Origin of the sequence: Bacillus sp. FSL K6-3459 (assembly GCF_038003305.1) — a bacterium.
GTDB lineage: Bacteria > Bacillota > Bacilli > Bacillales > Bacillaceae > Bacillus > Bacillus pumilus_O.
The window spans coordinates 764477-777978 of the sequence record NZ_JBBOOW010000001.1 but is presented as its reverse complement, the minus strand read 5'-3'; the positions used below and the strand labels follow the sequence as shown (position 1 = coordinate 777978).

The following is a 13502-nucleotide window of genomic DNA, read 5'->3' as shown; positions in this document are numbered from 1 at the left end:
TTCTGCTTTCGTCTGCAACAATTTGATTAAGCATAGCAAAAAAGCTGACTCTCTCACAAGAGTCAGCTTCAGCGTGTAGACAAACCCTCGCATTCGTTGTCAGGTCTGCGCTTCGGTGCTCACGAATGTCAAATTCGCTCCGGTGCTCGTCCTTCCTAGGGCTGCAAAGGTTTTCATGTCACGCTGAAAAGAAGACAAAGGGCTAAAATCAGATCATTTTAGCCCTTTCTCGTTATTTATTGTCGATTTTGAAAGTAGATACCATATGTGCTAAGTCCTCTGACATATCAGAGAGCTGTTCAATCGCACTTGAAATTTGCTGCATGCCAGCACTTTGCTGTTCTGTTGCTGCCGCTACTTCTTGAGAGCTAGCTGCATGTTCTTCCGATACAACAGAAATTTGCTCAATCGATGTAGAAATCGTTTGATATGCTCGCTCAACTTGCTTAATAGAAGCAAGCAAATTGTTCGTTCTTCTTGAAAACTGTGATACACCGTCGTAAATCAAAGCAAAGTTTTGTGACGTGCCTTCCATTTGCTCACGTCCTTCTTCCACTGCTTTACTGCTTTCCTCTACGCTTTCAAGAACGCGCTGACTGTTTTCCTGTGTGCCGATGACAAGATCTGAAACGGTTTTAGCCGCATCCGCTGATTGCTCAGCTAACTTACGTACCTCATCTGCCACAACAGCAAACCCTTTTCCTTCTTCTCCAACACGTGCCGCTTCAATTGAAGCATTCAGTGCAAGCAGATTCGTTTGGGCTGAAATGTCTGTAATAATCGAGATGACACTTTCAATCTCCGTTGAATGAGATTGTAATTCTTCTGCTGCCTGCTTGGAGTTGGTCATTTTGTCATGTAGCATATTCAGATGATCAAGCACATGGTTCACTAATTTTTGACCAGATTCTGATTGCTCTTGTACGTCAGATGAAACAGATTTCATTTCATCGACTTCTTTTGTGACGCCTTCGATTTGAGTATCAATCTCCGCAACGGATGTCGTACAATCCGTAATATTTGCGACAGAATCATTGATTCCTTCACTCATATTCGTCATAGCTTCTGATACTTGCTGCGCACTTTGACTTGATTCGGTCGTCACCGTACGAAGCTGTGAAGACATTTTCGACACTTCACTAGATGAGTGTGAGATTTTCGAAATAAGCTCTTTGATCCGCCCTTGCATCTTTTGGAAGGATGCGGCAAGCTGACCAATCTCGTCTTTACTTTCAACCTCTACTACACCAGTTAAATCACCGTCAGCAATTCGGTTTGCTGATTCCATCAAGGAACGTGCTGGTTTCGCAATCCTTCTTCCCATGAAGTATGAGAAGAGTAATCCACCGATGAGCACAACGGCAGATGCCACTGTGATATAGATCATCAACTTCTGCGTTGTTTGAGGCACGACAGACGCATCTAAATCAATGCCTAAAATCCCTGTCAGCTCACCGCCTGAATCCTTGATTGGCAAAAAGACTGATTTATGTGTCCCAAATGAGTCTTTATAAATATCACTTTTGACCATTTTATCTTCAGAGAGCGCTTGTTTCATCTCATCTGAAAAGACATAATCTTGATCAAAATCATTTTCTTCTCCGGTTAAGATAATAATTCTTTCTTTGCCGCCTTTATTAGAAAGCACATATAAGTTCTCAAGCGTATGATCTTCTTGTAGCTCTGTGAATTTCTTTTTGATCTCCACATAAAGGGGATCATCTTTCCCGCTAACACCAAGGACGTTTCCATCCACATTATCGATCTCTTTCTTCGCTGTATCAATATCTGTTGTTAATCGATAATCAAATTGCTTTAATAACTGGGATGATAAATCCTGGCTGACTAGATAGAATGTTAGAACGAATAGTGCAACGGTTGCGAGTAATGTTACGACAACGACTGACATGATTTTAGAGGATATCGTGTATCCTCCAAATTTCCTTTGTTTCGCCATTTTTTCCTACATCTCCACTCTCAGATTTGATTTAAGCATGTACATGTTCAAATTGTCCACAAACAGATGCGATCACATCTTTTAAATAAGATACGATATGTGGGATATGCTCTGGTAACGTATAAGGTGAGATGACAAAAAACTTACTAACACTTAGATAGAATTCTTGTCCTTCTTTAGCATTTACAAGTAAAAACTTCGTTGTATCACCAAAGAACATTTCGTCTCTTTTTTCTCCAAGCTTTTCAAACAGCATTTTGTTCAATTCATTGTTCCGCTCAATTTCCATCGCCGTCGCTTCGCCTGAAATTTCTTCTTGAAAGCGCGGTGAGCCGTCTAGGTAAATTCTAAATAATGTAGCCATTCCGACGTTGTCATCATTCACGACTTCTGCTTGCGGAATTTCTTGACTGAGTGCTGCTCTGAAGGCAAGGTTCACTTCTAGGAATTGACCGAGCAAGCGCTGATAGCCTTCGACCCCAAACGTTAACAGCACACTCAGCATACTGATCGAGCTTCCCATTCTTGAGCATTCGAGTGTATAACCCGTGTGGTATTCACCGTAGCCTCTATGACCAACGTATGGTGTCTCTTGTTCTTCCAGATCTAAACGCTTTAAGTCTGCCGCGTTTTTCACTAAGAATAAACTAGATGTGTAAGGTGTTTGGCCGAGCTTTTGAAAGTCAAAGCACATTGAGTCAGCAAGAGAAAGATGCTGGAATTTTGCTTTGATTTCTTTTAGCATACGAAGAACACCGTCTGAGAATTGCAGCGGGTTTTCAGCTAAATCATACTCATTGAAGAAAGCAAAGAATCCGCCGAGCGCTGAATCCGCATGAATATGCGGCACCTTTAGACCATACTCCTCAGCAATGGCTTCTGCTGTTTCACGTACCCCTTTTACATCATCAATTGCAATGGCATCTGTTGTTCCGGTTGTTGCGACAATATAAACGGGAATCCCGCCACCCTGTGCAACACGTTCCATTTGACAACGCAAATCTTCCATATCCATCGAATGATCTTTATTCGTTTTAATTCTGATCAAGTTGTCTGTGCCAAGTCCTGTTGCTTCCATTGACTTAAATAAGCTGTAATGTGCCGCATCAGAACAAAACGCATAAAGGTTTTGCGGAACTCCTTTTCGCAGTGACTCTGGCGCAACTTTTGCAATCGCTAAACGCAGTCCTGAGAAAATAGCTCCTTGACCTCCCCATGTTGTATATCCCCCGCTCACATTTGGATCATATCCGATGAGCTTAGACATCATTGAGACCACTCTGACCTCAGCTTCCGCTCCTGCTGGTCCATACACATCCCATAGGTTGTTTCCGTTTACCAGCATCGCCGTTAGCATGCCTAAAATTCCTGGTGTACTTGCCATCGGCAAAATGTTCGTGAAGAAATACTTTGTGTGGTAAGGATGGTTATGTAAAAGCTTCAGTAATTCTTCATTCACAAGTTCCGCTTGTTGGCCGTTCACCGGAATTTGACTTGTTTCAGTGAGCTTTTGGTAAAAATCCTCCTCACGATTCTTTTCACCCTTTAGGTGTGCACGGTTCGGATCTTTCAGGTGATCGACCCCTGAAACAATCTGCTCCATCAATTTGATGAATTCTTTACGCTCTGCTGCATTTCCGTCCTCACTCGGAAACCAGTTCTGAACGAGGTTGTTTGCTCGTACAGTCATATACTATCAATCCTTTCAATGGAAGATTTCCTGTCAAAGTCTATATCGACCCCAATTCAAAAGTTTATAGTCTCGAAATGTTCACTTAAGTATATTTAGATAATTTGTTCATTCATCAAAATAAATAAAACCCTTACAAAACACATCAAAACCATTATGTTAATGAAACAAAAAAATATATTGATATATCTCAACACAGGGAATTTCATCCATATCCCTTTTCCGTTCTTCTTCTCATTTTTTTTACTTAACCTGCATAAACATTAAGAAACACTGGAAATACTCTCTAAATCATCATTGTAGAAACCAAATTAATTCTTTAGACTCGTGCCTTTTTACCTGTTTTATTGATATAGCAACTGGAAAATTGCTGAATTTTCTGTTAATAATAGGATGAATTTCATAAAAAGTTTTTCGAAGGGCGAATATTTTCGTTTTCTACCCTTTTATTGCGGGGACGAGCTGCTAGACATACTTCGCCGGTTATCACTTTTCTATTTGCTCATTTCATGGTATATTCTAATGGTTCGTTTTCTTTCGTTCCGCCTCTTCCGTGTATCGGAGAAAAGGAGTGTTTTTATGAAAACATTTATTCAAAAACGAGGCCTCGGCTTCTTTGTTATTGCAGCCATCTTACTGTGGCTCAAAACGTATTCGGCGTATTTAATTGAATTTAAACTTGGTATATCAAATGTGCTTCAGCATATTTTGCTTTTCGTGAATCCTATTAGCTCCAGCTTGTTCTTTCTTGGCTTTGCTTTATTGTTCAAGAAAAAATGGCAGCCTGCCGCTATCATTGTGATTCATTTTTTCATGTCTTTTTTACTATACGCAAACATCGTGTACTATCGATTCTTCAATGACTTTATCACGCTGCCTACCGTGATGCAGGCAGGAACGAATGGCGGACAATTAGGTGATAGTGCATTTTCACTCATGCGTTGGACTGATATGTTTTACTTTATGGATACCATCATTTTGATCGTACTCGCAGTCCGCATGAAAAAGCAGCAAACAAGTACAACTACTGTACCTGTTCAAAAGTCAAAATCGTTTAGACTCGTCCTTGTGTCTTCTGTTGTCATCTTTGTGATGAATTTAGTCGCTGCAGAGATTGATCGTCCAGAGCTTTTATCAAGGTCGTTTGACCGCAATTATTTAGTGAAATATTTAGGTGCTTATAACTTTACAGTGTTTGATGCCATTCAAAATGTGAAATCAAACAGCCAGCGTGCTCTGGCAAATTCAAATGACGTGACAGATGTAGAGAACTATTTAAAAGCGAACAGTGCTGATCCTAACCCTGCTTATTACGGGAAAGCGAAAGGCATGAACGTGATTACAATTTCTCTTGAATCTCTGCAAAACTTTGTCATTGATTACAAAGTAAACGGAAAAGAAGTGACGCCTTTCCTTAATTCATTGGCACACGACAACAAAACGTTTTACTTTGATAACTTCTTCCATCAAACAGGGCAAGGAAAAACGTCTGATGCTGAATTTATGATGGATACTGGACTATTCCCATTATCACAAGGCTCTGTTTTTATTAACAAAGCGCAAAACACGTATCAAGCCATTCCTGGCATCCTGAAGAAGGATCAGTACACGTCAGCAGAATTCCACGGCAATACAAAAACCTTCTGGAACCGTAATGAAATGTTTAAGTCGTTTGGATATGACAGATTTTACGATTCTGAGTACTACGATATGAATGAGCAAGATACGAAGAACTATGGGTTGAAAGACAAACCATTCTTCAAAGAATCTATGCCAATGCTTGAAAACTTAAAGCAGCCGTTTTATTCGAAATTCATTACGTTATCGAACCATTTCCCATTTGGAATGGATGAAGGGGATACCGATTTCGAACCTGGTGACTTCGGAGATTCTGTCGTCAATAACTATTTCCAATCCGCTCATTATTTAGATGAAGCCATTGAACAGTTCTTCAACGACCTGAAAAAGTCTGGTCTCTATGACAATACAGTCGTCATTATGTACGGTGACCATTACGGCATTTCTGAAAACCACAATGAAGCGATGGAAAAAGTGACAGGACAAAAAATTGGAGATTATGAAAATGCGCAGCTTATGCGTGTACCGCTCTTTATCCATGTACCAGGCGTAAAAGGCGGACAGATTCATAAATACTCTGGTGAAGTCGATGTCGCACCAACCCTTCTACACCTGCTTGGCGATGATACGAAGAACTATTTAATGTCTGGTTCAGATATCTTATCGAAAAATTTCAAAGAGCTAGTGCCATTTAGAAATGGTGACTTCGTCTCTAAGGATTACACAAAAGTAGGCAATAACTATTACAGCAACAAAACAGGCGAGAAAATTGAGCCGACTGATAAGGCATCACAAGAAAATGAAACGGTGAAAAAGATGCTTGAGACATCTGATAAGATTGTCACCGAAGATTTACTCCGTTTCTACAAGCCTAAAGGCTTTACACCGATTGACCGCAATCAATATGACTATACAAAGAAAGTACAGGATGAAGAAGATTCCTCTTCCGCCAAAGATGAATCAAGCTCTTCATCAAAATAACTTTCTCATTTTAAGAACCAGCCGATCTCTGATCAGCTGGTTTTTTTCACGTTTGACCCCCATTTCACCGGGTATAGAAAGAAGAAGGAGGGATTTTATCATGAAGAAAACAACCGCTTTTGTCATGACTGCTTCACTCGCTACGTCCGCCTTCATTGGATTCAGCCCTGTAGTCTCAGCACACGCCATGAGCAAAACAGCAGTCGAGCAATCCGTTCCTCAAGGTCCGACAACCGCTTTAAACACCATTTATGAGCTGGCACATAAAGGACAAATGCCGTATTATGCAAAAGGCCTTAAAATTGGTGTTCAAACAAAGAAGGATGTCCATCATAAACTAGGAAATCCATATCCAGAAACAGCTCAAAGCAGCTTTGATTTGTATCATGCTGAAATGGGGAATCCGGGATTTGCTTTTCATTATGATGCAAAAGGCAAAATTGATGAAATCCGTTATTTCGGCACAAATGTAGAAAAAGAAACGAATATCGGCGGAATGACCCCTTCCCTATTAAAGAAACAACTTGGACAAGCGGATTCGGTCAGTACCATCCCACAGACAAAAGAAAAAAAATACGTGTATCGTACTGGAGATTATAAGCTGGAATTTATCGTCGGTCATGATCCAGATATCAGTCAGCAGAAGCTCACCGTCTTGCATATTAACTTGGTGACAGCTGATTCCTAAATAAAAAAGCATCCTGAGCAGAAGCTGAGGATGCTTTTTCTTTATGATGAAGCCACTTCTAAATGCGGCTTTCTTTTCATTGTTCGTTTCAAGACTGGACCTGCGACATAATCAAGTCCAAATTTTCCTGCATTTCCTTTCGCAGCCATGATGATGATGGCAATGAGAAGAAGAAGCGGGTTAACAGAGACAGTACCAGCTAGTAAGAAAGAGACATTCATCATGCTTCCGAAAAACGCTGCGGTTGTTGTGAATAATCCAACAATTAATCCTAGACCTACTAAAATTTCTCCCCACATGACCATGGCACTGAATAGTCCAGCATTCGGCAAAGCGACATTTTCTAAAAACCATACATAGAACGGATACACAAGGTTTCCATCTTTGACAACAGGTTCAGCTATCGCAAATTGTAAATATCCTGATGCATCGAATCCGCCTGTTAGTTTTCCTATACCAGATGTGAGCCAAGTCCACCCGATATAAAGTCTTGCTGCCAAAAGGATAACCGCTGCCCATACATTCGTTTGTAAGAATTTTGTAAACATGATGATGCCTCCCTTTAATTTATGTGAATTTTTTCACATTTTCTTTATGATCTTATTATACTACGTTAAAACTAATTTGTGATCTTTTTCACATATGTATTCACAAATTGTTCATGAATATCTAGTTGAGGTAACTTTTCCCTTGCTAAATCCGTCTTAGTCATTTCAGACAATGAAAAGAGGGTTCACTTTGTATGAAAACATTATTCCATTTTGCTTACTTACAGGCGGTATCATGTCTATTCCCCGTCATGATCTTTGCGGCGCTTGCCCTATCAAAGATGGTGACGATTCCGTTTCTACACCGGTATGACTTCATTCTACTGCTTTGCCTTCTTGCCCAGATGCTCATGCTGACGCTTCGACTGGAGACATTGAATGAATTGAAGGTGATCTGTCTATTTCACCTCATAGGTATTGGCTTAGAATTGTATAAAGTTCATATGGGTTCTTGGTCCTATCCTGAAGAGGCTTATACAAAGGTTTTTGAAGTTCCACTCTATAGCGGATTTATGTATGCAAGTGTAGCAAGCTATATTTATCAAGCACTGTCTCGGCTTCACGTACAGGTCCGTTCATGGCCTCATTCATTTCTTTCGATCGGGATCAGTTTGAGTATTTATCTCAATTTTTTTACGCATCACTGGTTCTATGATCTGAGATGGTGGCTGACGTTACTGCTTGTTGTCGTATTTCGAAAAACGTCCGTCTCGTTTCAGGTTGGTTCTTCTACTTTTCGAATGCCGCTTGTCGTTTCATTCTTGCTGATTGGTTTTTTTATTTGGATTGCCGAAAATGTCACCACCTTTTTAGGAGCATGGCAATATCCAAATCAACAGCACGCTTGGTCTCTCGTCCATCTTGGGAAAATTAGTTCTTGGTTTTTACTTGTTGTGATCAGTATTGTGCTCGTCATCGAACAACGCAAACAAAAAAGTGTACAGCCGATTTGACCCGGCTGTACGCTTTTTTTAATCTCGATCGACTTCCTTGCGAAGATCATCTGCGACAAATTCTACATTCGTTCCAATGATGATTTGTACGGAGTTTTTTCCTGAAGTCAGTACCCCTTTGGCACCTGCTTTTTTCAATGTGCCTTCATTTAATAAATGTGTATCTTCTACTGTTAAACGCAGGCGGGTGGCACAATGATCAATCGTCGTGATATTGTTTTTGCCGCCAAGTCCCTCTAGAAGCATACTTGCACCTTCTGTCTTCGTATCATCGGCTGCAATATCTTCAATTTCATCATCTTCTCTTCCTGGTGTTTTGAGCTTCAACAGTTTAATCAGGAAATAGAAAACAACAAAGTACAGAATGCCATAAAGCACGCCAACTCCAAGTAGCATGAGTGGTTTTTGTGCGATACCAAAGCTTAAAATGTAATCAATCGCTCCTGCTGAAAAGGTGAAGCCGCTATGAATCCCAATAATATTCACTATAAAGAGCGAAAGACCTGTCAGCACAGCATGGACACCATATAAGAGTGGAGATAAAAACATAAATGAGAATTCAATAGGTTCAGTGATTCCTGTAATAAATGATGTCAGCGCCATCCCAATCATCAAACCAGCGGTTGCTTTTCGCTTTTCAGGCTTTGCTGTCACAACCATGGCTAAACATGCCGCTGGCAGACCGAACATCATCACTGGGAAAAACCCAGTCATAAAGACACCTGCACTCGGATCTCCTTTAAAGAATCGTGCTAAATCCCCTGTTGCTCCGCTGAATTCCCCGAATTGAAACCAAAATAAATTGTTCAACACATGATGAAGTCCTAATGGAATGAGCAAGCGGTTAAAGAAACCAAATAACCCTGCACCCGTTGCACCAAGACTTAAAATCCATTCCCCTAATCCATTGATCCCACTTTGAATCGGAGGCCATACAAATCCGAAAATAGCTGCTAATAAAATGGTGAAAAGTGCAGTCATAATAGGCACAAGCCGTCTTCCGCTAAAGAAGCCTAAGTATTCGGGTAGTTTTTTATCCTTGAATCGATTGTACACATAACCTGCCAGTAGGCCGCATAAAATACCGCCAAATATCCCCATATTGTTCGTTGAATTAATCGATGTTGTACCAGCTGATAAAATAAAATAAGCAATCGCTCCTGATAATGCCGCTGCCCCGTTGCCATCCTTTGCAATACCGATCGCTATACCCATAGCAAAAATCAAAGCCAAGTTTTCAAAAATGGAATTTCCCGCCGCATGAATAAACGGGATATTAAATACATCCTCCCGCCCAATAGCCAAAATAATTCCTGCTGCTGGAAGCACAGCGATTGGAAGCATAAATGATTTGCCTAGCTTTTGAAGAAACTGAAACACCATTTGCTTTCTCCCCCTTTGTCATCATCATGACCAAACGTCCATGATGTTCATAAAAAATATATCATATACACATCTAGTTATCTATACCAATTTGTCCACATTCATTTGAATTCCGCTCTTTACTCTTTTGGCGTAAAATGTGGTAAGCTATTGAATAGAATGAAGTTATAGAAAGCGGGAATGAACAGTGATTGTCAAACATGATCATGAGTTAGAAGCCTTAAAAAAAGTCGGCCGAATTGTCGCTTTGGCAAGAGAAGAAATGAAAAGCCAAGCGAAACCAGGCATGTCCACAAAAGAACTAGATTTGATTGGGAAAAAAATATTAGAAGAACATGGGGCGAACTCAGCACCTGAAAAGGAATATGACTTCCCAGGAACGACTTGTATCAGCGTGAACGATGAAGTTGCTCACGGTATTCCAAGTGAAAAAACCATTTTACAAGAGGGCGACCTCATCAATATTGATATCTCAGCAGAGCTGGACGGCTATTATTCCGATACCGGTATTTCCTTCGTATTAGGTACAGGTGATGCTCGTCTTGAAGCATTATGCCAGTGTGCAGAGGATGCATTCCTCGAAGGATTAAAGCATGCAAAAGCTGGAAAAAGACAAAACCAAATTGGCCGTGCGGTTTACAATACAGCAAAAGAACAAGGATTTACTGTCATTAAAAACCTGACAGGACATGGTATTGGGAAAAGTCTCCATGAAGCACCTAACCATATTTTGAACTATTATGACCCATTCGATAATGCTTTGTTTAAGAATGGCACCGTGATCGCATTTGAACCTTTTATTTCAACAAATGCTGAATCGATTTATCAGGCTGATGACGGCTGGACATTTAAAACACCAGATAAAAGCCTAGTCGCACAGATTGAACATACCATTGTGATTACAAAAGACGAACCAATTATATTAACGAAGCTGTAAGCCTGCTGATCCCTTTCTTCTTTGAAGGGGATTTTTTCGTTTCCCTTTCACGAATCTGTCACGACTAAACAAAAATGCCTGTGGTAAAATAGGCAAAGATATGCGAAAGGGGTCTTATTTGATATGTGGTTCATCATCATCGGCGTTATCTTTTTGATTGAAAGTATTATCTTAACGGTTGTAGGTATTAAGAAAAAACAATCCATGATGACTTACCTTGGTATTGTCATCATGATTATGACGGTCGGCATGATCATCGTTACCCTCAACCCGCCAAATTCATAAATGATTATTTCCAGCATATACATGGATCATAGGAAGATAGAATCAGTTTTCATTTATTCATACCTGCACACTTTTCACGTCCTTTTTTGAGATGTTACAATGCAGGCAGTTTCAATTGAAAGGAGTTTTCTATCATGCATTATGGTAGCAAAGGCTGGTATGTCGAAGAATTAAAGAAGCTTGGTGTGACCAAGCATGAAGGAAGAAAGCTTCAAAGCTTAAAAACATATTTCCTTGCAAATCTTCTTGAGCAAAAGAAACCTAGCTCATAAACGCTGAAAGCCGTACATCTTATGCTGATGTACGGCTTTTTTTAAATGGGCTGAACTCGTTTTTCTAAAGATTTCCTCACGACATCTGCTAAGGCATCTACTTCAAGAACGGCTTTCAACCTCTCTGGACTTGTTTGACGATATTTGACCTCGTTCACTTCATGGACTGTAATGTGATGAGATGCTTTTTCTACTAATACAAGAGAAGCATCAGCAGGCACTAAGCCTTCTTTCAGCACCCGTAAATAAAAGCCGGTATACCCCGTTTGCTGCACTTCCTTTACAAGCTTCGTGTTGCCATGCTTAAAAGATAGTTTCACACACGGCTGTCTTGGCTGACTCACTTCAACAAGTGCTTCTCCAAGCTGAAATACATCGCCAATCCGCACTTCTGTTTCAACTAGTTGGTGCACGGTCACATTCTCACCGAAGGCAGCTTCCTGTAACGTAACCCCTAAAAATTGCTCGAAATAGGCATAGTGATCGTATGGAAAAACGCAGACGGCTTTATCATATCCTCCATGATGTACCAAATCACCTTGACCATCTCCATCAAAATTGACCTTACTCAAATAGACAGGCTCATGTATTCGCTTTTTGTTGATGGCTGTTTTGATTTCTTTTCCGTTTGCATAGGTCGTGATGGGTTGTCCTACTTGGATTCCTACTATGTCATATTTCTTCTGTCCCACGATGACCATCTCCTTTGATTGTCTCATGGCTATTATTTTACATTGTTCGACAATGAAATCATAGTCGGGTGCGTGAAGGTCAGTTACATGCTATGGTACGATGAGAAAAAAGGAGAGATGACATTGATTCATTATCATGCCATTGTCACAGGACGGGTGCAGGGAGTCGGTTTTCGCTATTTTGTACAAGGAGAAGCCGTCAAACGCGGGATGAAAGGCTGGGTACGCAACACAGATGAAGGACATGTCGAGTTAAAGGTCGAGGGGGAGCAGCAGGAAGTGGTTGATTTCTTAAAGACAGTCCGGAAAGGAAGCCCTTTTTCAAAGGTCACAGATATGCAGATGGAGCAGCTCCCTGTGTTCGCTCATTATCAGGATTTTCGCATCAAGGGATGAGCTTTCATCAAAAAAACCTAGCTTTCGCTAGGCTTTTTCTGTTCTATGATAGGGCTTTTCTTGATAAAAATAATTCGGCTTCACAATGGAATTGTCATAATGCTTGTGGAAGATGTGGGTCGCAGCTGGTGATACCGGTGGAATCAGCCAAGTCCAGTCCCCAGTGAGCTTACGCTCTGCCTTTTCTTCCTGCTTTTCGAACTGTTTGAATTGATGTGCTGCTGTATGGTGATCAACAATGGTCACCCCTGCTTCTCGATAAGAATGAAGAACCGCCACATTCAACTCAACAATGGCTTTGTCCTTCCAAAGCGACGCATTCTTTGTCGTGTCCAGTCCTAAAATCGAAGCGACTTTTTTCAGCATATTGTAGCGATTTTCATCGGCTAGGTTACGTGCGCCAATTTCTGTGCCCATATACCAGCCATTGAACGGCGCTGCATTGTAATGAATACCGCCAATCTCCAATTTCATATCAGCAATAATCGGAACGGCGTACCATTTCAGTCCTAAATCACGAAATCCTTCATATTCCGGATGGGTGATCTTGACTTCTTGGACGATTTCTTTCGGAAGCTCATACAGAACTGGCGGTTGATCCTTTAACTGAAACATGAGAGGCAGGATATCAAAATGCGTGCCTTCCCCTTTCCAGCCATGGGCTTCACACAGCTTAGTTAGTTCAAGAGAGGCCTCGTCGCCGATGATACCATACTCCGTCTCATAGCCTGCATAACGAACGAGCTGATGATTATAAATGATGACTTCCTTTTGCGAATCATTTTCTGGAGGAAAAATCGTAATGGATGGTTTGATTTTCCCATCATTTGTCGCATACTCAATATGATGAAAAAGTGCCTCTTTCACCTCTTCTTCTGTCTTCACATGACGACAGTCGTGAACATGCAGGGTTGACCAAAACAAACGACCAATGCAGCGGTTGCTGTTGCGCCATGCCATTTTCGCTCCGTGCGCCAATTCCTCTTGTGTATGAGTATACGTCCCTTTAGAGTCAATTTCTTGTTTTATTTCATGCAGTCGTGCTGCTTTCTCTTCATTTGACTTGCCCAATTCTTCATAGCATACAGAAATAAAAGCTTCTGCTTCATTCCACAACGCTTCTTGATTACTCAAACATACTC

The 13502-nt window shown here is 40.8% G+C and carries 13 protein-coding genes; 7 read left to right on the top strand and 6 right to left on the bottom strand.

What is annotated here, in order from left to right; genetic code table 11:
• Positions 1 to 232: 232 nt before the first annotated feature.
• Both MHI35_RS03675 and MHI35_RS03670 read right to left on the bottom strand, forming a co-directional pair.
• Positions 233 to 1957 (bottom strand): methyl-accepting chemotaxis protein, encoded by a 1725-nt coding sequence (locus MHI35_RS03675; protein WP_335349192.1) that lies wholly within the window; start codon positions 1955 to 1957, stop codon positions 233 to 235.
• Positions 1958 to 1988: 31 nt separating this feature from the next.
• A complete protein-coding gene (locus MHI35_RS03670; RefSeq protein WP_211063715.1) occupies positions 1989 to 3647 on the bottom strand; it encodes a pyridoxal phosphate-dependent decarboxylase family protein in 1659 nt (552 codons plus the stop codon).
• A 579-nt stretch (positions 3648 to 4226) separates the two neighbouring features.
• Between MHI35_RS03670 and MHI35_RS03665 the strand changes: the two genes are divergently transcribed.
• Positions 4227 to 6206 (top strand): LTA synthase family protein, encoded by a 1980-nt coding sequence (locus MHI35_RS03665; RefSeq protein ID WP_335349193.1) that lies wholly within the window; start codon positions 4227 to 4229, stop codon positions 6204 to 6206.
• A 100-nt stretch (positions 6207 to 6306) separates the two neighbouring features.
• Positions 6307 to 6894 carry a YjgB family protein gene (locus MHI35_RS03660; RefSeq protein ID WP_144523604.1) on the top strand — a complete coding sequence of 196 codons (588 nt, stop codon included), beginning with the start codon at positions 6307 to 6309 and terminating at the stop codon, positions 6892 to 6894.
• A 41-nt stretch (positions 6895 to 6935) separates the two neighbouring features.
• Here MHI35_RS03660 and MHI35_RS03655 read toward each other — a convergent pair whose 3' ends face one another.
• Positions 6936 to 7442, bottom strand: coding sequence for a DoxX family protein (locus MHI35_RS03655; protein WP_211063717.1), 507 nt, complete (start codon positions 7440 to 7442; stop codon positions 6936 to 6938).
• 194 nt (positions 7443 to 7636) lie between these two features.
• Between MHI35_RS03655 and MHI35_RS03650 the strand changes: the two genes are divergently transcribed.
• The gene (locus MHI35_RS03650) at positions 7637 to 8395 is read left to right on the top strand and encodes a DUF817 domain-containing protein (protein ID WP_335349194.1); all 759 of its coding nucleotides are present in this window, start codon (positions 7637 to 7639) and stop codon (positions 8393 to 8395) included.
• A gap of 18 nt (positions 8396 to 8413) precedes the next feature.
• On the opposite strand, the gene nagE is transcribed toward MHI35_RS03650, so the two are convergent.
• On the bottom strand, positions 8414 to 9778 hold the full coding sequence (nagE, locus tag MHI35_RS03645; protein ID WP_335349195.1) for an N-acetylglucosamine-specific PTS transporter subunit IIBC: 1365 nt from the start codon (positions 9776 to 9778) through the stop codon (positions 8414 to 8416).
• Between the two features lie 187 nt (positions 9779 to 9965).
• On the opposite strand from nagE, the gene map reads away from it, so the two are divergent.
• From map to MHI35_RS03630, 3 genes are all read left to right on the top strand, one after another.
• Positions 9966 to 10715 carry a type I methionyl aminopeptidase gene (gene map, locus MHI35_RS03640; protein ID WP_008341769.1) on the top strand — a complete coding sequence of 250 codons (750 nt, stop codon included), beginning with the start codon at positions 9966 to 9968 and terminating at the stop codon, positions 10713 to 10715.
• Between the two features lie 123 nt (positions 10716 to 10838).
• The gene (locus MHI35_RS03635; RefSeq protein ID WP_003214360.1) at positions 10839 to 11000 is read left to right on the top strand and encodes a hypothetical protein; all 162 of its coding nucleotides are present in this window, start codon (positions 10839 to 10841) and stop codon (positions 10998 to 11000) included.
• Between the two features lie 134 nt (positions 11001 to 11134).
• Positions 11135 to 11272 (top strand): YflJ family protein, encoded by a 138-nt coding sequence (locus MHI35_RS03630; protein WP_003214303.1) that lies wholly within the window; start codon positions 11135 to 11137, stop codon positions 11270 to 11272.
• Between the two features lie 41 nt (positions 11273 to 11313).
• Here the strand turns inward: MHI35_RS03630 and MHI35_RS03625 are convergent, their stop codons facing one another.
• Positions 11314 to 11964, bottom strand: coding sequence for an MOSC domain-containing protein (locus MHI35_RS03625; protein WP_144523600.1), 651 nt, complete (start codon positions 11962 to 11964; stop codon positions 11314 to 11316).
• A 123-nt stretch (positions 11965 to 12087) separates the two neighbouring features.
• Between MHI35_RS03625 and MHI35_RS03620 the strand changes: the two genes are divergently transcribed.
• Complete coding sequence (locus MHI35_RS03620; RefSeq protein ID WP_335349198.1) at positions 12088 to 12360, top strand: acylphosphatase; 273 nt, start codon at positions 12088 to 12090, stop codon at positions 12358 to 12360.
• A gap of 27 nt (positions 12361 to 12387) precedes the next feature.
• Here the strand turns inward: MHI35_RS03620 and MHI35_RS03615 are convergent, their stop codons facing one another.
• Positions 12388 to 13494, bottom strand: coding sequence for a nitric oxide synthase oxygenase (locus MHI35_RS03615; RefSeq protein ID WP_335349196.1), 1107 nt, complete (start codon positions 13492 to 13494; stop codon positions 12388 to 12390).
• Positions 13495 to 13502: the final 8 nt, after the last annotated feature.

Excerpts from the sequence above, each read along its gene's own strand:
- MHI35_RS03675 (WP_335349192.1), bottom strand. The coding sequence starts at position 1,957 with ATGGCGAAACAAAGGAAATTTGGAGGATACACGATATCCTCTAAAATC.
- MHI35_RS03670 (WP_211063715.1), bottom strand. The coding sequence starts at position 3,647 with ATGACTGTACGAGCAAACAACCTCGTTCAGAACTGGTTTCCGAGTGAG.
- MHI35_RS03665 (WP_335349193.1), top strand. The coding sequence starts at position 4,227 with ATGAAAACATTTATTCAAAAACGAGGCCTCGGCTTCTTTGTTATTGCA.
- MHI35_RS03660 (WP_144523604.1), top strand. The coding sequence starts at position 6,307 with ATGAAGAAAACAACCGCTTTTGTCATGACTGCTTCACTCGCTACGTCC.
- MHI35_RS03655 (WP_211063717.1), bottom strand. The coding sequence starts at position 7,442 with ATGTTTACAAAATTCTTACAAACGAATGTATGGGCAGCGGTTATCCTT.
- MHI35_RS03650 (WP_335349194.1), top strand. The coding sequence starts at position 7,637 with ATGAAAACATTATTCCATTTTGCTTACTTACAGGCGGTATCATGTCTA.
- nagE (WP_335349195.1), bottom strand. The coding sequence starts at position 9,778 with ATGGTGTTTCAGTTTCTTCAAAAGCTAGGCAAATCATTTATGCTTCCA.
- MHI35_RS03635 (WP_003214360.1), top strand. The coding sequence starts at position 10,839 with ATGTGGTTCATCATCATCGGCGTTATCTTTTTGATTGAAAGTATTATC.
- MHI35_RS03630 (WP_003214303.1), top strand. The coding sequence starts at position 11,135 with ATGCATTATGGTAGCAAAGGCTGGTATGTCGAAGAATTAAAGAAGCTT.